20 protein-coding genes are annotated in these 24303 nt (G+C 63.2%); 13 read left to right on the top strand and 7 right to left on the bottom strand.

Translation table 11 applies throughout. The annotated features are described in order from the left end of the window. The first annotated feature begins 54 nt into the window (after positions 1–54). The 3 genes from nirB to GYH35_RS14535 are packed head-to-tail and all read left to right on the top strand — an operon-like array spanning position 55 to position 6793. Positions 55–2589 (top strand): nitrite reductase large subunit NirB, encoded by a 2535-nt coding sequence (nirB, locus tag GYH35_RS14545; protein WP_161828813.1) that lies wholly within the window; start codon positions 55–57, stop codon positions 2587–2589. Further along, the gene (nirD, locus tag GYH35_RS14540; RefSeq protein WP_161828812.1) at positions 2586–4142 is read left to right on the top strand and encodes a nitrite reductase small subunit NirD; all 1557 of its coding nucleotides are present in this window, start codon (positions 2586–2588) and stop codon (positions 4140–4142) included. The genes nirB and nirD overlap by 4 nt, the downstream gene beginning before the upstream one ends. Beyond that, complete coding sequence (locus GYH35_RS14535; RefSeq protein ID WP_235936781.1) at positions 4139–6793, top strand: nitrate reductase; 2655 nt, start codon at positions 4139–4141, stop codon at positions 6791–6793. The genes nirD and GYH35_RS14535 overlap by 4 nt, the downstream gene beginning before the upstream one ends. On the opposite strand, the gene lexA is transcribed toward GYH35_RS14535, so the two are convergent. Beyond that, entirely contained in the window at positions 6770–7402 is a 633-nt protein-coding gene (gene lexA, locus GYH35_RS14530; RefSeq protein WP_129647270.1) for a transcriptional repressor LexA, read from the bottom strand. The genes GYH35_RS14535 and lexA overlap by 24 nt on opposite strands. 234 nt (positions 7403–7636) lie before the next feature. Here lexA and GYH35_RS14525 point away from each other — a divergent pair, with 234 nt between their 5' ends. The 8 genes from GYH35_RS14525 to GYH35_RS14490 all read left to right on the top strand — a co-directional run bounded on the left by GYH35_RS14525 (position 7637) and on the right by GYH35_RS14490 (position 15309). Next, positions 7637–8251 (top strand): GspH/FimT family pseudopilin, encoded by a 615-nt coding sequence (locus tag GYH35_RS14525; protein WP_161828859.1) that lies wholly within the window; start codon positions 7637–7639, stop codon positions 8249–8251. After that, a complete protein-coding gene (pilV, locus tag GYH35_RS14520) occupies positions 8251–8727 on the top strand; it encodes a type IV pilus modification protein PilV (protein WP_161812467.1) in 477 nt (158 codons plus the stop codon). The genes GYH35_RS14525 and pilV overlap by 1 nt, the downstream gene beginning before the upstream one ends. Further along, positions 8724–9716: a PilW family protein gene (locus GYH35_RS14515; protein ID WP_161812466.1), complete on the top strand. Its 993-nt coding sequence runs from the start codon at positions 8724–8726 to the stop codon at positions 9714–9716. Before pilV ends, GYH35_RS14515 begins: the two co-directional genes overlap by 4 nt. A 2-nt stretch (positions 9717–9718) precedes the next feature. Next, a complete protein-coding gene (locus GYH35_RS14510; RefSeq protein WP_161812465.1) occupies positions 9719–10246 on the top strand; it encodes a PilX N-terminal domain-containing pilus assembly protein in 528 nt (175 codons plus the stop codon). A 20-nt stretch (positions 10247–10266) separates the two neighbouring features. Further along, on the top strand, positions 10267–10662 hold the full coding sequence (locus tag GYH35_RS14505; protein WP_161828811.1) for a hypothetical protein: 396 nt from the start codon (positions 10267–10269) through the stop codon (positions 10660–10662). Between the two features lie 53 nt (positions 10663–10715). Continuing rightward, positions 10716–14333, top strand: a complete 3618-nt coding sequence (locus GYH35_RS14500; protein WP_161828810.1) for a pilus assembly protein — start codon at positions 10716–10718, stop codon at positions 14331–14333. Further along, positions 14272–14739, top strand: coding sequence for a type IV pilin protein (locus GYH35_RS14495; RefSeq protein ID WP_308683794.1), 468 nt, complete (start codon positions 14272–14274; stop codon positions 14737–14739). The genes GYH35_RS14500 and GYH35_RS14495 overlap by 62 nt, the downstream gene beginning before the upstream one ends. Before the next feature lie 258 nt (positions 14740–14997). Further along, positions 14998–15309 (top strand): alanine-zipper protein, encoded by a 312-nt coding sequence (locus GYH35_RS14490; protein ID WP_129647253.1) that lies wholly within the window; start codon positions 14998–15000, stop codon positions 15307–15309. Between the two features lie 367 nt (positions 15310–15676). Here GYH35_RS14490 and GYH35_RS14485 read toward each other — a convergent pair whose 3' ends face one another. From GYH35_RS14485 to GYH35_RS14470, 4 genes are all read right to left on the bottom strand, one after another. Next, positions 15677–16636 carry a L,D-transpeptidase family protein gene (locus GYH35_RS14485; protein ID WP_161812461.1) on the bottom strand — a complete coding sequence of 320 codons (960 nt, stop codon included), beginning with the start codon at positions 16634–16636 and terminating at the stop codon, positions 15677–15679. A gap of 111 nt (positions 16637–16747) precedes the next feature. Further along, the gene (gene plsX, locus GYH35_RS14480; protein ID WP_407700213.1) at positions 16748–17773 is read right to left on the bottom strand and encodes a phosphate acyltransferase PlsX; all 1026 of its coding nucleotides are present in this window, start codon (positions 17771–17773) and stop codon (positions 16748–16750) included. Positions 17774–17801: 28 nt separating this feature from the next. Next, entirely contained in the window at positions 17802–17996 is a 195-nt protein-coding gene (rpmF, locus tag GYH35_RS14475) for a 50S ribosomal protein L32 (RefSeq protein WP_129647247.1), read from the bottom strand. A 39-nt stretch (positions 17997–18035) separates the two neighbouring features. Then, entirely contained in the window at positions 18036–18593 is a 558-nt protein-coding gene (locus GYH35_RS14470) for a YceD family protein (protein WP_161828808.1), read from the bottom strand. Positions 18594–18727: 134 nt separating this feature from the next. Here GYH35_RS14470 and GYH35_RS14465 point away from each other — a divergent pair, with 134 nt between their 5' ends. Continuing rightward, complete coding sequence (locus GYH35_RS14465) at positions 18728–19324, top strand: Maf family protein (protein WP_161828807.1); 597 nt, start codon at positions 18728–18730, stop codon at positions 19322–19324. A 117-nt stretch (positions 19325–19441) separates the two neighbouring features. Here GYH35_RS14465 and GYH35_RS14460 read toward each other — a convergent pair whose 3' ends face one another. Further along, positions 19442–20455, bottom strand: a complete 1014-nt coding sequence (locus GYH35_RS14460; RefSeq protein ID WP_161812457.1) for an RluA family pseudouridine synthase — start codon at positions 20453–20455, stop codon at positions 19442–19444. Between the two features lie 485 nt (positions 20456–20940). On the opposite strand from GYH35_RS14460, the gene GYH35_RS14455 reads away from it, so the two are divergent. Beyond that, a complete protein-coding gene (locus GYH35_RS14455; RefSeq protein ID WP_161828806.1) occupies positions 20941–23607 on the top strand; it encodes an Rne/Rng family ribonuclease in 2667 nt (888 codons plus the stop codon). An 80-nt stretch (positions 23608–23687) separates the two neighbouring features. On the opposite strand, the gene GYH35_RS14450 is transcribed toward GYH35_RS14455, so the two are convergent. Further along, positions 23688–24179 (bottom strand): low molecular weight protein-tyrosine-phosphatase, encoded by a 492-nt coding sequence (locus GYH35_RS14450; RefSeq protein WP_202624319.1) that lies wholly within the window; start codon positions 24177–24179, stop codon positions 23688–23690. Positions 24180–24303 lie beyond the last annotated feature (124 nt).

Genomic DNA, 24303 nt, shown 5'->3' with positions numbered 1-24303 from the left:
CACCCTTCTTCGAACGAGCTGTGCCTGTCCGCGGGCCTCACTCATGGGTGCAAGATGTCTGTTAAAAAGCTGGTCGTCATTGGCAATGGCATGGTCGGGCAACGTCTGCTCGAGCGGCTCGCGGCCGAAACCCCGTCGCATGAAATCACCGTGCTCTGCGAGGAGCCGCGTGCTGCCTACGATCGTGTGCAACTCACGAGCTTCTTCAGCGGCAAGACCGCCGCCGACCTGTCGCTAGTCGGCGAAGACTTCTTCGAGCGCAACGACATCGCGTTGCATCTGAATGACAAGGCCCTCGGCATCGATCGCGAAGCTCGATGCGTGCGCACGTCGCAAGGCCGGACCCTTCCTTACGATCAGCTGGTGCTGGCGACAGGCTCGTATCCTTTCGTACCGCCCATTCCTGGCCGCGAGCGGCCGAACTGCTTCGTCTATCGCACGATCGAAGATCTCGAAGCGATCCGCTCGGCGGCGACGCAGAGCAAAGTCGGCGTGGTCATCGGCGGCGGTCTGCTCGGCCTCGAAGCGGCCAAGGCGCTGCGCGATCTTGGCTTGAAGACCCATGTCGTGGAATTCGCGCCGCGCTTGATGGCCGTTCAGGTCGACGATGTCGGCGGTCGCGTGTTGCGACAGAAGATCACCGAGATGGATGTCGGCATTCACACCGGCAAGAGCACGACTGAAATCGTCGACGGCGAGCAATGCAAGCATCGCTTGAACTTCGCCGATGGCAGCTCGCTCGAAGCGGATGTCGTGGTGTTCTCCGCCGGCATCCGGCCGCGCGATGAGCTCGCCCGTGCCTGCGGCCTGAACATCGGCGCTCGCGGCGGTATCGTCATCGACCACGATTGCCGCACGTCCGATCCGGACATCTTCGCGATCGGCGAGTGCGCCCTCTGGAACGGCCAGTTGTTCGGCCTGGTCGCTCCTGGTTACCAGATGGCCAACGTCTGCGCGTCCCGCTTGCAGGAGACTGCCGAGCCCGCGTTCACCGGCGCGGATATGAGCACGAAGCTCAAGCTCATGGGAGTCGACGTAGCCTCACTCGGCGATCCGCACTGCTCAAGCCCCGGCGCGCGCGCATACGCTTTCGTCGACGAGCGCAAGCAGGTTTATAAGAAGCTGGTCGTGAACGAGGACGGCACGCGGCTGCTCGGCGGCATCCTCATCGGCGACGCGGACGATTACGGCGTTCTGCTGAACATGATGCTCGAAGGCACAGCGCTGCCGGCGAGTCCTGAAGAATTGATCGTGCCCAACTTCGGCGGCTCCGAGCAGCCGAAGAAGGCCGGCGTCGCCGGGCTGCCCGCGACCGCGCAGATCTGTTCATGCAACAACGTCAGCAAGGGCGCGATCTGCTCCGCCATCGAGGCCGGCGCTACAACCATTGGCGCGTTGAAGTCGTGCACCAAGGCCGCGACCTCCTGCGGTGGCTGCGCGGCGCTGGTCACGCAGGTTCTGAAAGCGGAGCTCGCGAGCCGCGGCGTCGCGGTCAACAACAACCTTTGCGAACACTTCCGATACTCGCGTCAGCAGCTGTTCCACCTGGTGCGCGTCGGCCAGCTCACATCGTTCGATGAAGTGCTGAAGAAGCACGGCCGCGGCATGGGCTGCGACATCTGCAAGCCCACCGTCGCGTCCATCCTGGCATCGTGCTGGAACGAGTTCGTGCTGAAGCGCGACAAGGCCACGCTCCAGGACACGAACGACTACTACCTCGCCAACATGCAGAAGGACGGCACCTACTCCGTCGTCCCGCGCATCGCCGGCGGTGAGATCACACCGGAGAAGCTCATCGTCATCGGCGAGGTGGCGAAGAAGTATGGTTTGTACACCAAGATCACGGGCGGCCAGCGCATCGATCTGTTCGGTGCGCAGGTCCACGAGCTGCCGTTGATCTGGCGCGAACTGATCGACGCGGGCTTCGAGTCCGGTCACGCTTACGGCAAGTCGGTGCGTACCGTGAAATCGTGCGTTGGTTCGACCTGGTGCCGCTACGGCGTGCAGGACAGCGTCGGCTACGCCATCGACATCGAGAATCGCTACAAGGGCCTGCGCTCCCCTCACAAGCTCAAGTTCGCAGTCTCCGGCTGCACGCGTGAATGCGCCGAGGCGCAGAGCAAAGACGTCGGCATCATCGCGACCGAAAAGGGTTGGAATCTGTATGTGTGCGGCAACGGCGGCATGAAGCCCCGTCATGCCGACCTGCTCGCCGGCGATCTCGATCGCGAAACGCTGATCCGGTACATCGATCGCTTCCTGATGTTCTACATCCGCACCGCCGACCGCCTGCAGCGCACGTCGGTGTGGCTGGACAACCTCGAAGGCGGTCTCGACTATCTCAAGCAGGTCGTCATCGAAGACAAGCTCGGCATCGCCGCCGAGCTGGAAGCCGACATGGCGCGCATCGTCAACACTTATGAATGTGAATGGAAGAAGGCCGTGGAGGATCCGCAGACCTTGAAACGATTCCGTCATTTCGTGAACAGCGACCGCAGCGACGACAACGTCGTGTTCGTGCAGGAGCGCGGACAGATCCGCCCTGCTACCAACGAAGAGCGCGCCCAGCGCCAGCGTGAGGCTGTATGAAGCACACTCACACCTGGAGCAGCGCCTGCTCGTTCGACGACCTGCTGCCGGACAGCGGCGTCGCCGCCCTGATCGACGGACGGCAGATCGCCATCTTCCGGGTCGGCGACGCGATCTACGCGCTCGACAACTACGATCCGCACAGTGAAGCCAACGTACTCTCGCGCGGCCTGGTCGGCGATCTGAACGGCGAGCCCGTCGTCGCCTCCCCGGTTTACAAACATCATTTCAACCTGGCGACCGGCCGCTGCGTCGAAGACGCGGATTACTCGGTGCGCGCGTGGCCGACGCGAGTCACCGACGGCAAGATCTGGATCAAGAGCCAGCCTCTGCGCAAGACCAGTCGTCGCAAGCTGGTCGTCGTCGGCAACGGCATGGCCGGCATGAAGGTGGTCGAAGAGCTGCTCGGCATTTCAGGTCAGCCTTACGACATCACCGTGTTCGGCGCCGAGCCCGTGCCAAACTACAACCGCATCCTGCTCTCGCCCATGCTGGCGGGCGAGAAGCAGTTCGACGACATCGTGCTGAACCCGATCGAGTGGTATCGGGACAATGGCGTCACCTTGCACCTGGGCGATCCGGCCGTCGCGATCGATCGGATTCGCCGTCGTGTCCGCTCACAGAACGGCACCGAAGCCGAGTACGATCGGCTGCTGATCGCGACCGGCTCCAATCCCATCATCCTGCCTGTCCCGGGCAAGGACCTGCCAGGCGTCGTGACGTTCCGCGATCTGCAGGACGTAAACACGATGCTCGAAGCCGCACGCACGCATAAGAAGGCAGTTGTCATTGGCGGCGGATTGTTGGGCTTAGAGGCAGCCAATGCTCTTTTGAAACAAGGCATGCAAGTCACCGTCGTGCACTTGCTGGAAACATTGATGGAACGGCAGCTCGATCCTGTCGCCGCGCAGCTCTTGAAACAATCGCTCGAGAAGCGCGGGTTGCAGTTCCACATGCCGGCGAAGACCACGGCCATCCTGGGCACCGATCGAGTCCGCGGCGTTCAGTTCGCGGACGAGACCATCATCGAGGCGGATCTGGTCGTCATGGCCGCCGGCATTCGACCCAATACGGACCTCGCTCGCGCCGCCGGCCTGCGATGCGACCGCGGCGTGCTGGTCAACGATACGATGCAAACGTTCGATCCGTGCGTGTACGCCGTCGGCGAGTGCGTCCAGCACAGAAACAACACGTATGGCCTGGTCGCTCCGCTCTATGAGCAGGCGAGCGTCTGTGCGACCCATCTGTCCGAGCATGGCGTCGGCCGCTACCGTGGATCGATGCTGTCCACGCATCTCAAAGTCACGGGCATCGATCTGTTCTCCGCCGGCGATTTCCTCGGCGGTCCGGGCAGCGAGGCACTGGTGCTGCGGGACGCGAAGCGCGGCATCTATAAGCGCATCGTGCTCGAGGACAACAAGGTGCGCGGCGCGGTGTTGTACGGCGACACTCGCGATGGCGCCTGGTATTGCGAGCTGATGAATGAAGGCCGCGATGTGGGCGCCTTGCGCGACAAATTGATATTCGGCGAAGCGGTAGCCAGACGACAGTGAACATCAGGACGACGTGCCCCTATTGCGGTGTCGGCTGTGGCGTGATTGCGCAAGCCGACACCGACCGCGGCACGATCAAGATCAGCGGCGATACGGCGCATCCCTCCAACTACGGAAGACTCTGTTCCAAAGGATCGGCACTAGGCCAAACGCTGGGAACCGACGGCCGCCTGCTCCATCCGGAAATCAACGGCCAGCGCGTGAGCATGGACGCCGCGCTGAGCCACGTGGCTGCCGGATTCAAGCGCATCATCGCCGAGCATGGGCCTGATGCCGTCGCGCTGTACGTCTCGGGTCAGTTGCTGACCGAGGACTACTACGTCGCCAACAAGCTGATGAAAGGCTTCATCGGCACGGCGAATATCGATACCAACTCCCGGTTGTGCATGTCCTCGGCGGTCGCCGGCCACAAGCGCGCCTTTGGCGAGGACGTCGTGCCGGTGTGCTACGAGGATCTGGAACTCGCGGATCTGATCGTGCTCGTCGGCTCGAACACAGCCTGGTGTCATCCGGTGCTGTTCCAGCGCATCGCTCAAGCCAAACAGCAGCGGCCGGAAATGAAAATCGTGGTCGTCGATCCGCGGCGGACCATGACCTGCGAGATCGCCGATTTGCATCTCCCGGTGCGCAGCGGCAGCGATGTCTGGTTGTTCAACGGACTGCTCGCGTATCTGCACGAGCACGGCCACATCGCGAACGACTTCGTCGCGAGCCATACGGAAGGATTCGATGAAGCGCTGCGCATCGCCCGGGATTCCGCTGGCGACTTGAAACAGGTTGCCTCGGCCTGCGGCATCGACACTGAGCGGCTGCTTCGGTTCTATCGGATGTTCGCCGACCACCCGCGCGTGATCACGGCGTTCTCAATGGGCGTGAACCAGTCGTCCGCGGGCACGGACAAGGTCAACAGCATCATCAATTGTCATTTGCTCACAGGCCGGATCGGCCAGCCCGGCGCCGGCCCCTTCTCCATCACCGGCCAGCCCAACGCCATGGGCGGTCGTGAAGTCGGCGGCCTCGCCAACATGCTGGCCGCCCATATGGATATCGAAGACGCAAGCCATCGCGAGCTGGTGCAGACGTTCTGGCGCAGCCCGCGCATCGCTGAGCGCGGTGGACTCAAAGCGGTCGATCTCTTCGACGCCATTCACGCAGGCAAGGTAAAGGCCGTGTGGATCATGGCGACCAATCCGGTCGTGAGCCTGCCCGACGCGGATAAGGTCAAAGAGGCGCTGCGACGCTGCGAGCTCGTCGTGGTTTCCGATTGTTTCTCGGGCACCGACACCAATGCTCTCGCGCACGTGTTGCTGCCGGCCGCTGGCTGGGGCGAAAAGGATGGCACCGTCACCAATTCGGAACGCCGCATCTCACGGCAGCGAGCGTTCCAGCCGCTGAGCGGCGAAGCGCGGCCGGACTGGTGGTTGATGTGCGAAGTCGCGCGACGCATGGGCTTTGACGACGGTTTCAACTACGACAACGCGCACGAGATCTTCCTCGAGCACGCCGCGCTATCCACGTTCGGAAACGACGGCGGGCGCGCCTTCGACATCGGCGGTCTGGCGAAGATCACTTCAACTGAGTACGACGACCTCGCGCCCATTCAATGGCCCGTGCCTGAACGCAATCATCCCGGCACGCCGCGTTTGCTGGAGTCGGGACGTTTCTATCGTCGCAATCATCGAGCTCGCTTTGTGCCGACCGCGCCCCGAGCGCCGGCGCATAAGGCCGATGCCGAGTTTCCGTGGATCTTGAACACCGGTCGCATCCGCGATCAGTGGCACACGATGAGTCGCACCGGTCGCGCGCCGCAACTGAGCTCACATCTGCCCGAGCCGTATATCGACATGCATGCGCAGGATGCATTGCTGTCAGCAGTGAGCGATGGCCAGCTCGCTCGCGTCGAAACGCAATGGGGCGCGCTGGTGGCACGAGTAAAGACCAGCGGTGAAATGCCGCGTGGCTCGATCTTCGTGCCCATCCATTGGAATGGCGCCTTCGCTTCGGACGCCCGCGTGGGCGCATTGGTCAATCCGGTCGTCGATCCCGTCTCCGGCGAGCCGGAGTTCAAGCACACGCCGGCGCGCGTCATGCCCTTCCCGGTCAACTGGCATGGATTCATCCTGACGCGCACGCCACTCGCAACGTTGGATGCGACGTGGTGGACGGCCATCCAAGGCGTGCAGTTCATGCGATATGAGATTGCTGGACGCGGCCGCCCGCCCAGCGTCGAGTGGGCGCACCAGGCATTGCAAGTGAATCATGCGGACGCGGACTGGGTGGAGTTCTCGGATCCCGCGTGCGGCCTGTATCGAGGCGCGCTGTTAGTCGACGAGCGCATCGAAGGCTGTGTATTCATTTCGCCGCGCACCGACCTGCCCTCGCGCACCTGGCTATCCAATCTGTTTGCGAAGAAACGCATCGGCAATGCGGATCGGGCGTCGCTGCTCAACGGCGGCCCGACGGGGGCGTCGGAAGACCCGGGCCCGATGGTGTGCTCATGTTTTGGCGTGGGGCGGAACACGCTATGCAAGGCCATCGCCCAGAATCAATGGAAGACGCCGCAGGACGTGGGCGTGAAATTGAAAGCAGGCACGAACTGCGGCTCGTGCCTGCCGGAGATCAAGACGCTATTGAAACAATCCCTTGGATGATTTGCCGCCCTGGCGCAGCACGCCGACCACGATGCCTTCGATGATCAGCGACTGCTCTTTCAGGTCGACGCGGATCGGCTCGAACTCTTCGTTCTCGGGCAGCAGCCAGACGATCTTGCCGTCCTGCTTGTAGCGCTTCACCGTCACTTCATTGTCCAGGCGCGCCACCACGACCTGGCGATTGCGCACTTCCGGCGTGCGATGCACGGCGACCAGGTCGCCGTCCATGATGCCGATGTCTTTCATACTCTGGCCGCGCACCTTGAGCAGGTAGTGCGCGCGCGGCTGAAAGATCTTCGGATCGATCTGGTAACGGCCTTCGATATGCTCCTCCGCGAGCATGGGCCTGCCGGCTGCAACTCGACCAATCAGCGGCAGACCCATTTGCTCACGAAGAGAGTCTTTCAATTGAATCCCGCGCGAGGCGCCCGGGATGATGTCCAGCACGCCCTTCTTCTGAAGTGCGCGCAGATGTTCCTCGGCGGCGTTGGCCGACTTGAAACCCATCGCGCTCGCGATCTCGGCCCGTGTCGGCGGCATGCCGTTATCCCGCAGGGATTCCTGGATCAGTTTGACGATCTCGCGTTGCCGGGGCGTCAGTTCGGACACACGTCACCTGTATGGATAACCACCATTTGAGTATTTATACAGGAGTCCCTCGTAAGTCCGCAAGCCCACAGCAGGTATCTCGACCGAGTCGGCGACCGCTGGGAATTTGACACACGTATTTGACGATATCCCGCCGCGCCCGCCGCTAGTCCGCCGCCGCCAGCCGCTGATCGGCATGCCCGGCAGAGCGCCACGCGGCCTCTTATATTCCCGCCGCATCAGGATGGGACCTAAATGACACGATCTCCCAAACAGTCGGCGGGCTTCACACTGCTCGAGCTCATGACCGCCCTTTCGGTGACGGCCGTCTTGCTCGTCATCGGCGTACCGGCATTCACCGACGTCACCCGCAACAACCGCCTCACAACGGCGGCCAACGACCTGCTGCGCTCGACCCAGGTGGCGCGCAGCGAAGCCGTCACACGCCGGCTGCCGGTAGTCGTCTGCGCAACCAACGATTCCTCCGCCGACGAGCCCACCTGCAGCAATGGCTCGTTCACGCAGTGGATCGTGTTCGTGGACGCCGATAGAGACTGGGGCGTGGATGAGGGCGAGCCCGTGCTCGAAAGGCATGCGCCCGTGCATGAGACACTCACCATTCGCAACGACGACGACGGCATCATCAGCTACTCCCCCACCGGCTTTGCCACTCCGCCACTGGCCGGCGAGGGCGCCATAGCACCCACCAACCGCATCGTGCTCTGCGACGCGCGTGGCAATGCCCTGGTCGGGGCAGACAGCTCCGCCGCCCGAGCCCTCGTCATCGAGGAGACCGGCAGAGCCCGCATTACAAAGAATCGCGAGGATGTCACCGACGCGCTCGCGATCACCGGTGGAGCCTGCCCGTAATGAACGCGCACCGTTTTCAGACCGGTTTCACCATCGTCGAAGTGCTCGTAGCACTCGTGGTCCTCGCCGTCGGCATGCTGGGCATGGCGAGCTTGTACGTGACCACGTTGCGCTCCAGCGGTACCGCGCTTTCCCGCATGCAGGCCGTGACTCTCGCCGCCGACATGGCGGACCGTATCCGCGCCAATCGCTTTGCCCGCGCCCTCTACGAAACCGAAGAACCCGTGGAGCAGGACTGCATCGCCGACGGCGACTGCACCCGAGAGCAGATGGTGGCAAACGATCTCTTTGTGTGGCAGGAGCAGATCGACGAGGTGCTGCCGGGCGAGGACCCTGAGGGCACGATCGAATACACCGCGCCCACGGCCACCACGCCCGACAGTTACACCATCACAGTGACCTGGAAGGAGGCGCAAAGCGAAGGCAACGACGCCGAAGAGCTCCGCTATGTCCTGACGATGGAGGTCGCCCCATGAGCAAACTCCAGCGCCACAGCCGCAGCGTCCCCCCTTCGCGCACACGCCAGCGCGGTCTGAGCCTGATCGAGCTCATGGTCGCCCTGGTCATCAGCCTCGTGCTGATCGGCGGCGCGATCCAGGTGTATGTCTTCAGCCGCCAGAACTACGAGGTCAACGAAAGCGTCGTGCGATTGCAGGAGACCGCGCGGTATGCGCTGTCGATCCTCGAGCCCGACATCCGCATGGCGAACTCGTGGGGGCTTTCCAAAGGCGCCGGCTTCGTCGTCACGGCGTCCGGCTTGCCCGCCACCAATTGCGGGGCTGATTTCGCCAGCGCCGTGATGACGCCAGTGGACGGAGCCAATAACCAATATTCCTTCGAATGCCCCGCGGACGGCGCCGGCGCAGTCACCACCGCGGACACGCTGGTGATACGGCGCGCCTCGGCTGTTCCGTCCACGGAAACCGACGGGCGATTGCTGGTGTGCTCCACCCGCACATCGCTCTCGCTGGTCATCGATAGCTCCACTTGTGTCGAAGAACCCATCGGCCAGGTGAACGATCTGCTCGTGAATGCCTACTACATCGGTCGCGACTCCGCGCATCAGGCCGGCTTGCCTACCTTGCACCGCTGGAGCCTGGTGGCCCCGGATAACTTGGACGATGTGGGCATCGTGCCGGGCGTGGAGGACATGCAGATTCAGTTCGGCATCGACTCCACCGGCGTTTCGGGAACCGCCACCGGCTACGTCAACCCGGGAGAAGTGCCCGCGGGCGCGCAGGTCGTCTCGGTGCGTCTGTGGCTGTTGGTGCGCTCCGAAACCGAAGAAACAGGTTTCACCGATACCCAGACCTATGAATACGGCGATCGCTCGGACGATAACGGCGGCACCACCGACGATCTGGACTCCGCGGGCGCCGCCAGGCTCGCCTATAAACCGAACGATGGTTTCAGACGCCTGCTGGTCTCCAGAACCATCGTCATTCGCAATGCCATGGGAACCTGACAATGCCGCGCATCTGCTTCAGACCACGAACTTCCCATCGCCAGGCGGGCGCCGCGCTAGTCGTTGCGCTGCTGCTGCTGGTGGTGCTCACGTTGCTGGCCATCTCGGGCGTGAACTCGAGCACCCTGAACCTGGTCATGGCGGGTAACACGCAGTTGGCCCAGAACGCGTTCCAGGCGGCCGAAACCGGCATCGAATATTCGGTCGCCCTGAACGAGTTCAATCCCGATCCGGGCCTCGATCCGGAAACGCAGAAGGACGACGCACGCGGCTTCGAAGCCATCAGCAAGGGGCAGCTCTGCGGCATGCCGCAGCCGGCGCTGCCCGGCTCGAGCCTGGACAGTTACTCCACGTTTCACTTCCAGATCGATAGCACGGGCAAGTCCAAGCGCCAGGCGAACTCGGTGAATATCCAGGCCATCGCCATCATTGCACCGGCCGATGCCTCGGTCGCGCCCGCACCGGATCTCGGCGCCGAAGTGGTCTGCCCTCCCCCCGCCGGCGGCGGCGCCAACAACAAGTTCGAATAGCAAACATCGAGAACACCATCATGCGTAGCCCATCCACTCGACTCGCCGCCGGCATCCGGGGCGTCGCTGCCATGGTCCTGCTGGCGCTGGCATGCGCCGTCCCGCAGGCTGGAGCGCAATCGTTCCAGCCCGCGCCGACCCGAGCGCTGGAAGACGCGATCGAAACCAACACCGACGCCGTCCTGCTGCCCGCCAGCCAGCCCGGCACGCTCACGTTCCGCAATTGTGCCGAGCCCTGCAAGCTGCGCTCTCTGAATGTGACCGCCGAGTCGACGTTCTACGTCGGCGGCAGCCGCGTCACGCTCGCCGAATTCGATGCGTACGTTCGCAGCACCGGACCGCAGTTCCTCATGGTGTTCCGTCAGGTCAACGGGCCGAAGGTCACCCGGCTCGTGGTTTACGGGCAAATGCAGTAGCGATCGTTCGGACCCGCACAGCTATCAACCTCAAGCTTGCCGAAATACATCCTATGAACCGTCCCATCCAATGGACTTCGAGTCATCTGCGCTCCTGGGTGCGCCTGCTGACTTGTGGCTGCGTCACGGCCGGCGCGTTGCTCGGCACGGCTCGAGCCGACGACTCCGAGATCTATATCGCGCAGTCCACGGCGGCGCCGAACATCATGCTCATCCTCGATACGTCGGGAAGCATGCAAGGCGAGGTCACGACCCAGGCGGCTTACGATCCCAATACCGACTACATCGCGAAAGCGACGGGGGATTGCGCCAACATCAGCAACCGGGTGTTCTTCACGACGGAGAACGACGATGACGATGGCGACGGCGAGGCGGATCTGGACGTCCCGCCCACCTGCGACACCAACCGTTACGTCGCCAAGGCGGTGATGAACTGCGCATCGGCCACCGACCCCCTTAAATCGGAAGCCGGCTCGTACACGGGCGACCGATTCGTGCAATGGCGGACCGGCAGCAGGGGCAGCGACCGCCAGTGGCGCAACCTTAGAGACGGCTACCACACGACGCTCGATTGTAAGAACGACGGGGCCGACTATCCCGATCGCAACGGCAGCGGCTCGACCGATACGGCGGCCTACACCAGCGTCGTCAACAATTCATTCTGGTACAACGAACCCGGCAAGGGCGTCGCGGCCACGCTCTTCTCGGCCAACTACGTCGCCTACTATCATCAGTTCCGCACCTCCGTGCTCGGCACCCGGCTGTCGGTGATGCAACAGGCCGCGCGCAAGCTGCTCAACTCGGTGACGAACGTCAACGTGGGCTTGATGCGCTATAGCATCAACGTCCAATGGCGCCCTAACAGAGATACGCCGTACGTGACCAACGGCGGCGGCATGGTGCTCGAGCCCGTAGCGCCCATCGCGCAGAATCGCGACCGGCTGATCACAGCGGTCAATGGACTCATTCCCTACGGCAGCACGCCGTTGTCTGAAACGCTGTTCGAGGCGCATCAGTACTTCGCCGGCGGCGCGGTCACATTCGGTAAGAAGTCGCAAATCTGTTCGGCTTCGACACCCACCGGCGACGGCACCACGACCAACTGCAGCGGCACCATTTCAACGCTGCCCAGCGTGGCAACTTCCATCAGCGGGGATAACTACATCAGCCCGGCCACCCAGGAGTGCCAGAAGAATTACATCGTCTATCTGACCGACGGCCAGCCGACCAGCGACACCAAGGCCAATGACGCGATCAAAGCGCTGCCGGGATTCACGACCGAGGTGCCCGGATCGTGCGGCACCGGTGACGGCGTGTGCCTCGGCGCCCTGTCGGAATACATGTTCGACAAAGATCTGCGCGGCGTCGTGGGCAAACAGAACGTCACGACCTTCTACATCGGCTTCGGCGAGGCCTTCGGTAGCGACACCAGCAACGAGTATTTCCAATATCTGGCCGACGCGGCGGCGCGTGGCGGCGGCAGTGCTTACCAGGCGGGCGATCTCGCCGAGCTGTCGAAAGTCTTCACGAACATATTCAGCGAGATTTCCACCAGCAGCGCCACGATGACCGCGCCGACGGTCGCCGTGAACGCGTTCAACCGCACGCAAACGCTGAACGATCTGTATATCTCGGTGTTCAAGCCGTCGCCGGGCATCCATTGGCCGGGCAACATCAAGAAGTACACGATCGATCCGAGCGATGACCGGACGCTGAAAGCACTGGGTTCGGCGGGCACCGCCGTGAACGCCCTGGCTTCGGATGGCACGTTCGCCCCGAACACCAAGGACTACTGGCAGACCGATCCGATGACATCGGCGACCTCGGACAGCGCGGAAGTGGAGCTCGGCGGCGCCGCTCACAAGATTCCCACGCCCGCCAGCCGCAAGCTCTATACCTACCTCGGCGACAATCCGAGCGGCAGCACGGCCGGCGTCGCCCTCACAGGCACCGCCCAGGCAGTGGCTGTCGGCAACGATGCCATCACGCGAGAGCTGCTGGGCGTCGCGGCCGACACTGCGACCACTTCGCCGCGCGCCGACTTGATCAATTGGGCTCGCGGCGCGGACATCGACGATGAGGACGAGGATAACGACAAGACCGAGCAGCGCTACGACATCGGCGATCCGATGCACTCGCAGCCCGCCGTGGTCATCTATGGCGGCACGAAGACCGCCAAGAACCAGAACGATGCGGTCGTGTTCACTGCGACCAACGACGGTTACCTGCACGCATTCTCCACCGCGACCGGCGAGGAGCGATGGGCATTCATCCCGAAGGAAATGCTGGGTGGACTCAAGAGGCTTTATCTGAACGAGAGTCTTGCCAGCAAGAACTACTCGATCGACGGCGACCTGCGCGTGTTGAAGTACGACGTGAACAGCGATGGCATCGTCACTCCCGCGGACAACGATCGCGTCCTGCTGTTCTTCAGCACTGGCCGCAATCCGACCGTGAGCCGCTACTACGCGCTCGATGTGACGGACAAGGACGCGCCCCGTTTCTTATGGTCGATCGGTGCGGACGTTCTGCAAGGGTTGGGACAGGCCTGGTCGCGTCCGACGATCACGCGCGTCAATATCGACGGCCCCACTCAGAATTCGCAGAAGCTGGTGCTGATCTTCGGCGGCGGTTACGACGCGACCGAAGAGGGCGGCGCATACGTTGCCGAGGCCGAGGCGGGCAATCGCGTGTTCATGGTCGACGCCCTGCGAGGCACGCTGCTGTGGTCGGCCGGCGATGCCGGAACGGATCTGGATCTGCCCCGCATGAAGCATGCGATCCCTGCGCCGGTGAACGTAGTGGATCTGGATGGCGACAGCTTCGCCGACCGCATGTACGTCGGCGACATGGCCGCGCAGCTGTGGCGCTTCGATATCTATAACGGCAAGGCGCCGGCAGATCTGGTCACCGGCGGCGTCCTCGCCTCGCTCGGCGCCAAGGACGCAAGCACCAAGAATGCGGCCAACACCCGTCGCTTCTACAACTCGCCGGACGCCTCGCTGATGCAGGGAAAGAGCGGCCGACCGTTCATCAACGTCGCGATCGGCTCGGGCTATCGCGGCCACCCGCTGTCGACCAGCAACGAGGACCGGTTCTATTCGGTGCGCGACTATCAGCCGTTCACGAAGCTGACCAAGGAGCAGTATGCGGAGGTCGACATCGTGCTCGATTCCGAGCTCGAGGACATCACGACCAACTTCGCGCCGCAGCTCAACTCCAGCTCGCCCGGCTGGAAGCTGAGAATGAATACCCCCTCCGCTACGGGCAAGACGGTGCAGGGCGAGAAGGTGCTCTCCTCCTCGAGCACGCTGCAGAATACGATTTTCTTTACCACCTACCTTCCGGAAGCGAGCGCCACGAGCAACACCTGCTCACCCGCGAAAGGCTCGAACCGGGCGTACGCCGTCAGTGCCTTGGATGGCACACCCCTGCCCCGGCGCGACGGCTCGACCGGTGGTGGTGATGGTGGTACCGGGGGCGGTTCGGATACGCCGAGCACCGACGACCGTTTCACCGAACTGGACCAGACCGGCATCGCTCCTGAAGTCACGGTCCTGTTCCCCGAAAAGGACAAGATCACCTGTCTGTCGGGCGTCGAAGTGCTCGATGTCTGCAAGGACTTCGACAGCCGCATCAAGACCTACTGGCTCGAAACCAATGCGAACTAAATCCTATCGACCCGCGCAGCGGGGCATGAGCCTGATCGAACTGATCACGGTGGTGGCGATCGTCGCGATTCTCGGCTCGATCGCCCTTTCCACCTACCGCAACAGCGTCATTCGCTCCAACCGGGCCGAGGCAGCGGCGGCCTTGCTGAGAATCCAGGTTGCTCAGGAGAAGTACTTTTTGAGCGCGAACGAGTATGCGGAGACGCTGGACGAGCTCAACATGGAAGATTCCACGGAGCGCGACCTCTACACGCTCGAGCTGGCCGACATCGACGATCCAACCCGATTTACGGCGAGAGCGACCGCGATCAACGGGCAAGCGGACGATACCGCGTGTCCGGTGCTCAGCATCGATGAAACCGGCCGCCGCACGCCGAGCCCGGTGGACACCCCGTGCTGGCGATAGTCGGGTCCGTCGATTCCGGCCGATGCATACAAGCCGCGACGGGTGAAACTGTCGCGTCTTCACGACGAAAGCACGGATGTGCTTTATCGAGTTGGCCCAATCTTGTATCCTCCGCGCTCGGCCAAGCTGGCAGCTTTTACAACAAAAGAAGCTAGATAGCCTGATGCACGGGAACCAGCCATTACTCTCGTGTATTAGAAGGCCGTGAAAATTTGTCGCTCTGGTCCTTTTTTATCCGACCCGAAGGGGAAAGAACTCATGAAGAACACCATCTCCACCTCGCTGAAGGCAGGTATTGCTGCGTTGGCGCTCGTTGCTGCCAGCGGTTGCGTCTCGCAGAAAGCCGTTGATGAAATCAAGGCCACTGCCGACAAGGCCGTGCAGGACGCCGCTGCTGCCAAGGCTGCCGCCGACTCGGCTGCCAGCGCCGCTCAGTCCGCTCGTTCCGCTGCTGACAGCGCGCAGAGCGCTGCCAACCAGGCGCTGCAGGCCGCTCAGGCCAGCCAGGCCTGCTGTGACGCTACGAACGAGAAGATCGATCGCATGTTCAAGAAGTCGCAGTCGAAGTAATTCGACTCAGCTTCGAGATCGCAAGATCGGAAGAAGCCGCGGAGAAATCCGCGGCTTCTTCTTTTTTGACGGTAAGAACTGGCGCCGCGGAGAAATCCGCGGCGTTTTTCTTTGCGCGCAAAGAAACCGCGACGCTTCCGTTTAGGCACATGGATGTGCCCGCCGCCACCGGCGGCGAGCGAGGAGCAAAAGTCACGCCTTTTGCGAGTCGCATTCGGGGCGCGGCAGGATGCCGCGATCCCGAATCAGAGAATATGTGGCGGACCCCACAGCCTTGGCCTGGACTAACTCGGTGGTTTAGGTGACCTCGGCCGCGGGATCCGCGTGCGCAGTTTAGCAGTGCGCCCCGCTACGCGTGGGAGCGGCGCTAGTTGCCGCCGTCGATGACCTGAACGGTCGATGCGGGATGAAGCATCACCGGCTCGGGGATGCCGCTGGCGCTTTCGAACGTGCGCTCGGCCTTCGCCCAATCGATGACCACGGCGCGGTCCTGAGTCGCGCCCACCAGCAGCTTGGTGATGTTGGTGAGGCTGTGCGCCTCGGCGCTGTCCGTGCCTTCCAACGGCGTATGCACTTCCATGAACAGCTCATCGCCGCGCCAGCCCATCTTGTATGGCTGATCGACCAGACGCACCGGCGTGTTCACCGGCACCATCGGATAGAGCTCTTTGATGTCTTCAGGGAACATGCGCACGCAGCCATGTGTGACTTGCATGCCCACGCCCGAGGGACGGTTCGTGCCGTGGATCAGATAGGCGCCGCCCGGAATGCCCAAGCGCATCGCGTACTCGCCGAGCGGATTGTCCGGCCCCGGCGGCACCGCTTTGGGAAGCGGACGCCCGTCCGCTGCATGTTCCTTGCGCACCGACTCCGGCGGATACCAGATCGGCTTCTCGCGCTTGTTCACGATGCGCGTGAGGCCCAGCGGCGTGTGCCAATCCATGCGTCCGACGCTGATCGGATAAGTGCGGACCACCGCAGCCTCGCCCGCCTTGTGAGGCGGAAAATAAAACAAGCGATGTTCGGAGAGACTGACGACGATGCCTTCGCGCGGCCCCTCGGGAAGGATGTAACGCGACGGGATCACCACTTCGGTGCCCGCCCCCGGCACCCAGGCATTGACGCCCGGATTGGCCGCCACGATCTCCTCGTAGCCCACGCCATAGCGCCGGCCGATGTCGAGCAGCGTGTCTTCGTGCATGGCGACCACCTTCTGCACTTCGCCGATCACGGTGTCCGTGCCGACTGGCAAGGTATAGGTGGCGGCGAATGCGTTCGTGGTCGCTGCCATCAGCAGCGCGGCGCGGATCAGAGAGCGGATCTTCATGATGAGCAAAAAGTCTAGCAGTTGCGCACGGTCAAGAGTGTGAGCTGGGCGACGTCCCTGCCAAAGTCGAACAGGCCTGTCAACTTCTTAATTATGGGGCTGCGACCGATTTCAAGCCACTGCCGGCGCCTGCTCCTTCAGCAGGTTGCTGATCTGGGTCGGCACGCCCTTGCGCGCTTCGACCAGGCCGACCCGGATGGCGTTCGCAAACGACACGGTGTCGGCGCTGCCGTGGCTCTTGATCACCACCCCGGTCAGACCGACCATGCTCGCGCCGTTGTACGTACGCGGGTCGAATTCTTTACGCAGCGATCTCAGCACCGGCCACGAGGCCAGCGCCCCCACATAGCGCAGCGGGTTGCGCGTGTATTCGGTCTTCAACGCGCCGACCAGCATGTTGGCCAGCCCTTCCATGGTCTTGAGCGCGACGTTGCCGGTGAAGCCGTCGGTGACCACGACGTCCGCCTCGCCGGAGAAAATATCGTCGCCTTCCACGAAGCCGATGTAATTCAGCTTGCTCGCGGCCAGCAAACGGGCCGCGTCCTGCACGACGCTATCGCCCTTGGTTTCTTCTTCGCCGATATTGAGAATGCCGATTCGCGGACGCGCGATGCCGTGCATATCGGCAGCGACCACCGAGCCCATCACCGCGAATTGAAACAAATGCTCGGCGCTGCATTGTGAGTTCGCACCGAGATCGAGCATGTGCGTGTGACCATGCCGGGCGCGGATGCGCGAGATGATCGCGGGCCGATCGATCCCTTCGATGGTCTTGAGGACGAAGCGCGCCGTGGCCATGAGCGCACCGGTATTGCCGGCGCTCACGCAAGCATCCGCCTCGCCTGATTTCACCAGGTCGATGGCGACGCGCATGGACGAGTCTTTTTTCTTCCGCAGGGCTTCCTGCGGTTTCTCGTCCATGGTCACGACCTGCGAAGCTTCGCGCAGCTGAATACGCGAAAGTATGCCCGGTTCTGCGCCGTGCAATAGGGCTTGAACGGGTTCTTTCAGGCCGACCAGCGTGATTCGCAGGTCGGCATCCTTCTGCAGAGCCGAGAGCGCCGCAGGCACGGTGACCGAGGGGCCGTGATCGCCCCCCATGGCGTCGACCGCGATGGTGACCGGTCGGTTGCTCAGATACCGTACTCGGAGCTAACGACGGCGGTTATTCGTCGCTATCGGACTTTTCTTTGGTCGCGATGACTTTCTTGCCGCGATAGAAACCATCCGGCGAGATGCGATGACGGGAATGAGTTTCACCGGAGGTCGGATCGACCGACAGCGCCGGGCGCTCGAGGCCGTCGTGCGAGCGGTGCATGCCGCGCTTGGACGGGGTCTTTCGGCTTTTCTGAACAGGCATGACTGATCTCCAAACAATCCAATACCGACTTCGTGACGCTCACTGCTTGCGCAGCAGGTCCCGCAAATTCTGGAACGGCTGATGAGTGGTCGCTCCGGCCGCATCTTCCGCGTCCTCGGCGTCGTCCTCACGTTCCTCTGTCGATGCAATCTCTCCGGCCGCCATCTCGGCGCCGCAGTCCCCGCTCTCGTGCATCGGCACCAGCGGCAGCGCAAGCAGCGCCTGCTCTTCCGCCAACCAGGCCAGGTCGAGCCGCGAGGCTTTGACGACCACCGGCTCGTAGCCGCCCGGCTCGTCGCTGCGCTCGGCATCGACGAGTATCACCTGGAAGGTGTCGTCGAGCGCGATGTCCACCGGACGCATGCAGCGCTGGCAGGTCAGCACGACCGTGCCCTGCAGCTCGCCGGCCACGGCGGGCTTGCCGTCGAACTCACTGAACTGGAATTCTGCCTCGATCCACGAACCATCCTGCCCGCCAGCCTCGCGCAGGCGCGGCAGCTCGGCAGCAGAAAAACGTCGTGCAATCGTGCTTCCCGCCCGCGCGCAGACCTCTGCATCGACGATTTTGTCTGCGGGGACGGCCGGGGGTCGCGGCATGGGGCGCGTATACTAGCGGCGACCCCCCATGGTGTCAAAAAAAGAAAGGCGTAAATGTTTGTTTTCTCACAGCTTGTAATCCAGCCTGCGGCTGGGTTCACAGATGCCGCCCTGCTGCGGCCCCAGGAGCGGCCATGAGCCCCGCAGCAGCCCCCCTGCGGCTGGTGCTCGCATCCACCTCCACCTATCGACGGCAACTCCTGGAACGGCTGGGAATTCCGTTCACGGTCGCCGCCTCCAATGTCGATGAGGATCCGCTCCCCGGCGAGTCGGCCGTGGACCTGGTGCAGCGGCTGGCCCGGGCCAAGGCCGAGGCGGTCGCCCGCCGGCATACCAACAGCCTGATCATCGGCTCGGACCAGCTGGCGCTGTGTGGTCGGGACATCCTGGGTAAACCGGGGTCGGGGGAGCGCGCCATCGCCCAACTCAAATCGCTGAGTAGCCAGCGCGTCGTCTTCCACACCGCCGTGCATGTCATCAACACGAATGGCCCCAGCAACGAGGGCCACGTCGACCTGACCACGGTGCATTTCCGCCAGCTCAACGAGGATGAGATCAAACGCTATGTCATGCGGGACAAGCCGTACGACTGCGCCGGCGGTTTCAAGGTGGAGTCCCTGGGCGTCGCCCTGTTCAACCGCATCGAGTCGCAGGATCCGACGGCGCTGATCGGCCTGCCACTGATCTGGCTGGCCGGCGCGCTGCGTCGAAACGGCTTCGACCTGCCCTGATTAATATTCGGGATCGGGCATCCTGCCACGACCCTCATGACGAGGCGGCAAAAGGCGTGACTTTTGCCGCTCGTCCGCCGCCTGTGGCGGCGGGGTACATCCATGTACCCGGGTTGTCTATTTCAGTCCTTGTTTCAATTTGTCGATCACCGCCTGCCAGTCGGGCGGTGGCGGCGCGCTCACGGTGAACGGCTTCGCGCCCTTGCGCTCGAAGGTCAGCGACTGCGCGTGCAGGAACATGCGCTGCAATCCAAAGGGTTTCAGCTTCGCGTCCCGCTCGCGATCGCCGTATTTCTCGTCGCCCGCGATCGGATGACCGGCATGCGCCGCGTGCACCCGTATTTGATGAGTGCGGCCGGTGCCCAGCGAAATATCGAGCAATGTGGCTAGCTTGCCGAAATGCTGAATCGGCTTGAACGTCGTGATCGCCTGCTGACCGTCCGCATGCACGCGCACCACGCGCTCGCCGCCCTGCTTCAGATTGGTCTTCAACGGCAGATCGATGGTCTTGGCGCCGAACGGCCAGCGTCCGACGACCAGCGCGAGATAGCGCTTTTCCATGTCGCGCTCTCTTAATAAGGCGTGCAGCTCGCGAAGCACCGCCCGGCGCTTGGCGATCATCAGCACGCCGCTGGTGTCGCGATCCAGCCGATGCACCAGTTCGAGCTCCTTCAGCTCCGGATGCGTGGCACGCAGCGCCTCGATAACGCCGGCGCTCAACCCGCTCCCCCCATGAACGGCGACGCCCGCCGGCTTATTGACGACGATCAGATCCCGGTCTTCATGAATGATGGCGCTGTCGACAAACTCGCGAAGCGATCGCGAGGGAGCGGCTCGTTCCGCCGCCCGCTGCTCCTCGGTCTTTCGCTGCAGGGGTGGCAGTCGAATCCGATCGCCCTCGGCGAGGCGCGTTTCGGGCTTCGCACGCTTGCCATTCACCCGCACCTCGCCGGTCCGCAGGATCCGGTAAATCAAGCTGCGCGGCACGTCCTTGAGAATGCGGCTGAGGAAATTGTCGATGCGTTGTCCGGCATCGCCTTCCCCGGCCTCCACATAGCTGACGCCCTGGCCTTGGCCGGTCTTGGCAGGAGAATCTGTGTCGGGGGAATTCGGGGGCTCAGATCGGGGCATGTAGGGCTGACTTGAGAAGCGCTCGTAACTTATTGATTGACCATTGATTGAACGATACGCCTGTGATATGTTCCGCGACGATTTCAGGTTCGTGCGCGTCCTGACACAGATCATAGACACCGATCAGTCGAGCGACGCACGCGCACCGATACGCGGCACTCTCGTGGCTTCGCTCCGAAGGCGCCGCATCTTAGTTGGTTCTGCTCAGACCTGCCTGCTCAAGACCGGACAGGGTCGCAGACCATCGCTCGGCCGCGCGAACGGCGATGCCGGAATGACGCACCTCGTATTCCGGGTCGACGCAGCGCCTACGAGCGGGACGCCAAAGCGACAGGATAAAAAACGCGCCGGATCTTCCCGGTATTACACCAGGGGTCCGCGCAGGCAACATCGGATGAAGACATTCCCCGATCGCTCCTCCCTGCCTTTATGGCTCGCGCCCGCCGTGCGTGCTCGCCCGGCCCTTGAATCCTTAGAAGGGCCTCATGAAGAGAATGTTAGTCAACGCGACTCAGGAAGAGGAGTTGCGCGTAGCACTGGTTGATGGACAACGAATATACGACCTGGATGTAGAAGTCCCGTCACGGGAACAGAAAAAAGCCAACGTTTATAAAGGGCGCATCACCCGCGTCGAGCCCAGCCTGGAAGCTTGCTTTGTCGACTACGGCGCGGAGCGCCATGGCTTTCTGCCGCTGAAGGAAGTCTCGAAGGAATATTTCAAGGACGGCCAGCCCGGCAGTCGCGGCAACATCCGCGACCTGTTGAACGAAGGCCAGGAAGTCATCGTCCAGGTCGAAAAGGAAGAACGCGGCAACAAGGGCGCCGCGCTCACCACTTTCATCAGCCTCGCCGGCCGCTTCCTGGTGCTGATGCCGAACAACGCCCGCGCCGGCGGCGTGTCGCGTCGAATCGAAGGCGAAGATCGCGAGCAACTGCGCGAAGCCCTCGACCAGGTGCAAATTCCCGATGGCATGGGCGCGATCGTGCGCACCGCCGGCGTCGGCCGCTCCGCCGAAGAGCTGCAATGGGATTTGGATAACCTGAAGGAAGTCTGGAATGCCGTGGCCGGGGCGGCCGAAGGCAAAGCCGCGCCGTTCCTGATCTACCAGGAATCCAAAGCCATCATTCGCGCGCTGCGCGACTATCTCTCCGATGACATCGGCGAGATCCTGATCGACAACCAGGAGATCTATACCGAGGCGCAGCAGTACATGCAGCGCTTCATGCCCGCCGGACTGCGCAAACTGAAGTTCTACGAAGACAGCGTGCCGCTGTTCACGCGCTTCCAGATCGAGAACCAGATCGAGTCGGCGCACTCCCACAAGGTCAACCTGCCCTCGGGCGGCTCGATCGTCATCGATCCGACCGAAGCGCTGGTGTCCATCGACATCAACTCCGCACGCGCGACCCGCGGCGGCGATATCGAAACCACCGCGCTCAACACCAACCTCGAAGCAGCCGATGAAATTGCACGTCAGCTGCGCCTGCGCGACCTGGGCGGCCTGATCGTCATCGACTTCATCGACATGGAGTCGCAGAAGAACCAGCGCGCCGTCGAAGATCGCCTGCGCGATGCGGTGAAGCAGGATCGCGCCCGCATCCAGATCGGCCGGATCTCGCGTTTCGGCTTGCTGGAGCTGTCGCGTCAGCGTCTGCGTCCGTCGATCGGCGAGTCCGCCAGCATCAACTGCCCCCGTTGCAACGGCATGGGCTCGATTCGCAGTGTCGACTCGCTGGCCCTCGCCCTGCTCCGCCTGATTGGCGAAGAAGCGCGTAAAGACCGCACCGTCAAAGTCATCGCACAGCTGCCGGTGGAAGTCGCCACGTATCTCATGAATGAGAAGCGCGAGTGGCTCAACAACATCGAGCACAAGAGCGCCGTGCAAGTGGTCATGGTGCCGAACAAGTACATGGAGACGCCCGCGTACGAAATCCGTCGCGTGCGCGATGACGAGGCGGGTCTGCCCGAGAATTCGGCGATCAGCCATCAGATTCCGGTCGCTCCGCAGCCGTCGGCCGACGAGATCGCCAAGCGCGAAGAGCGCGCTGCCGCGGCTCAGCCGGCAGTCGTGACTTCGACGGTGCCGTCGATTCCGCCCCCGCCGACGATCGCGATGGAAACCACCATTGCCCCGCCGCCGAAGCCCGAGCCGGTCGAGCAGATCGGCATCTTCGTCAAGCTGTGGCGCTTCTTCTTCGGCACGGGCTCGCCGCCCGCGCCGGTCGCTGCCGAACCGGCTCGTCGCGATGGCCAACGCTCGCGCTCTGACAGCGGGCAGCGTCGTGATCGCGATCGTCATGGCCGTGACCGTGGCGGCGATCGTGATCGTCAGGGCCGTGGCTCGCGCGATCGTGACCGTGATCGCGGCGGCAAACAGGAACAGCGTTCGGACAAGCCGGCGCAAGAGGCTCGCCGCGACGGCCATCAGCAGCGTCAGGATCGGAAGCCGCATGGCGCCGAAGGTGGTCGCAGCGAAGGTCGCCAGCAGCAGCAACAACAGCGTCAGCAGCAGCCTCAGCGCGCGCCCGCTCCTCCGGCAGCCGCTGCTTCGGCTGAAGGCGCCGCTCCGGCAGCAGCCGGCGCCGCTCCGGGTGGTGATGCTCAACGCTCCGGCGAGCGTGGAGATAGAGGTGAACGCGGCGAGCGCGGCGGACGCGGTCGTCGTGGCCGTCGTCGTCGCGGCCGTGGTCGCGGTGGCGATGATGCCGGTGGCGGCCAGGGTGGCGGCGAAGGCCAAGCCTCAGGGGGCGGCTCGGACGACCATGCTCCGTCCGCGCCTCGTGAATCGAGCTCGGGTGGCGGTGACTTCGGCGGCGGCGCTCCGAGCCGGCCGGAATCGCAGCCTCGCTCCGAAGCACCTCGTGCTGAAGCTCCGCGTTCCGAAGCACCGCACGAGCACGCGCCTCGTTCGGACGCTCCTCGCGAGCAAGCGCCTCGTTCTGAAGCGCCTCGTTCCGAAGCCCCTCGCGAACACGCGCCTCGTGAACATTCGAGCGAGTCATCCCCTGCTCCCGCGCCGAAGCCTCGTGAGTCCGAGTCTCACGCGCCGGCAGCGGCATCCAGCAACAGTGAGAAATACACTGTGTGGAGCTCGTCGCCCTCGAGCAGCAGCAGCTCGTGGGGCGGCTCGGGTACGCGTCGCGACGAATAATCGAGCGTCGTTCGTTTGAAAGGAAGGCCGGCGGGTAAGTGCCGGCCTTTTTTAATGGCCGGCGTTTTTATTTGTATGCATCAGCGCATCGTGCGCAGCTCGGCCAACAGGCCCTGCGCCGCTTCTTCCAGCAGATCCAACACTTCCTCGAAGCCCTGCGCGCCACCGTAGTACGGATCGGGTACGAAGCGGGATGACGCGTGCGGCGCGTATTCCATCATCAAACGGATGCGCTCGTGATGAATCGCCGGCGCGCGACGGCGCAGCTCCTGCAGATTCTCCTCGTCCATCGCCAGAATCAGATCGTAGCGATCGAAATCTTCCGCTGCGACCCGGCGCGCGCGCAGCGCCGATAGATCGATGCCCCGGCGCCTGGCCGCTTCGATCGAGCGCCGGTCCGGCGGAGCGCCGACGTGATAATCGTGCGTGCCGGCGGAATCGATTTCGATCTGCAAGTCCGGGGCGCTCGCCGCCAGGACATGACGAAACACGCCCTCCGCCGATGGCGAGCGGCAAATGTTTCCCATGCAGACAAAGAGGATGCGCTTGACGCTGCGTGTTCCCATGATCATGCGGCCCGCTGCGGCCCTCGACGGTGGCGTTAAGTTGCGAGCCATTGTAATCGCGTCCATGTGTCGGTACGAATGTCGCCATTCAGCGCTTTGCTGACGGCAAGCAGCGCGGCCGCCCTAGTCG

Origin of the sequence: Steroidobacter agaridevorans, assembly GCF_009932555.1 — a bacterium.
Lineage (GTDB): Bacteria > Pseudomonadota > Gammaproteobacteria > Steroidobacterales > Steroidobacteraceae > Steroidobacter > Steroidobacter agaridevorans.
Note: the sequence above shows the minus strand (reverse complement) of the source record. Positions and strands in the feature narration are given on the sequence as shown.

Excerpts from the sequence above, each read along its gene's own strand:
- GYH35_RS14505 (WP_161828811.1), top strand. The coding sequence starts at position 10,267 with ATGCGTAGCCCATCCACTCGACTCGCCGCCGGCATCCGGGGCGTCGCT.
- GYH35_RS14490 (WP_129647253.1), top strand. The coding sequence starts at position 14,998 with ATGAAGAACACCATCTCCACCTCGCTGAAGGCAGGTATTGCTGCGTTG.
- nirB (WP_161828813.1), top strand. The coding sequence starts at position 55 with ATGTCTGTTAAAAAGCTGGTCGTCATTGGCAATGGCATGGTCGGGCAA.
- GYH35_RS14495 (WP_308683794.1), top strand. The coding sequence starts at position 14,272 with ATGTCTGCAAGGACTTCGACAGCCGCATCAAGACCTACTGGCTCGAAA.
- nirD (WP_161828812.1), top strand. The coding sequence starts at position 2,586 with ATGAAGCACACTCACACCTGGAGCAGCGCCTGCTCGTTCGACGACCTG.
- GYH35_RS14485 (WP_161812461.1), bottom strand. The coding sequence starts at position 16,636 with ATGAAGATCCGCTCTCTGATCCGCGCCGCGCTGCTGATGGCAGCGACC.
- rpmF (WP_129647247.1), bottom strand. The coding sequence starts at position 17,996 with ATGCCTGTTCAGAAAAGCCGAAAGACCCCGTCCAAGCGCGGCATGCAC.
- GYH35_RS14460 (WP_161812457.1), bottom strand. The coding sequence starts at position 20,455 with ATGCCCCGATCTGAGCCCCCGAATTCCCCCGACACAGATTCTCCTGCC.
- GYH35_RS14515 (WP_161812466.1), top strand. The coding sequence starts at position 8,724 with ATGAGCAAACTCCAGCGCCACAGCCGCAGCGTCCCCCCTTCGCGCACA.
- GYH35_RS14525 (WP_161828859.1), top strand. The coding sequence starts at position 7,637 with ATGACACGATCTCCCAAACAGTCGGCGGGCTTCACACTGCTCGAGCTC.
- GYH35_RS14470 (WP_161828808.1), bottom strand. The coding sequence starts at position 18,593 with ATGCCGCGACCCCCGGCCGTCCCCGCAGACAAAATCGTCGATGCAGAG.
- GYH35_RS14465 (WP_161828807.1), top strand. The coding sequence starts at position 18,728 with ATGAGCCCCGCAGCAGCCCCCCTGCGGCTGGTGCTCGCATCCACCTCC.
- GYH35_RS14455 (WP_161828806.1), top strand. The coding sequence starts at position 20,941 with ATGAAGAGAATGTTAGTCAACGCGACTCAGGAAGAGGAGTTGCGCGTA.
- GYH35_RS14450 (WP_202624319.1), bottom strand. The coding sequence starts at position 24,179 with ATGATCATGGGAACACGCAGCGTCAAGCGCATCCTCTTTGTCTGCATG.
- GYH35_RS14500 (WP_161828810.1), top strand. The coding sequence starts at position 10,716 with ATGAACCGTCCCATCCAATGGACTTCGAGTCATCTGCGCTCCTGGGTG.
- pilV (WP_161812467.1), top strand. The coding sequence starts at position 8,251 with ATGAACGCGCACCGTTTTCAGACCGGTTTCACCATCGTCGAAGTGCTC.
- GYH35_RS14510 (WP_161812465.1), top strand. The coding sequence starts at position 9,719 with ATGCCGCGCATCTGCTTCAGACCACGAACTTCCCATCGCCAGGCGGGC.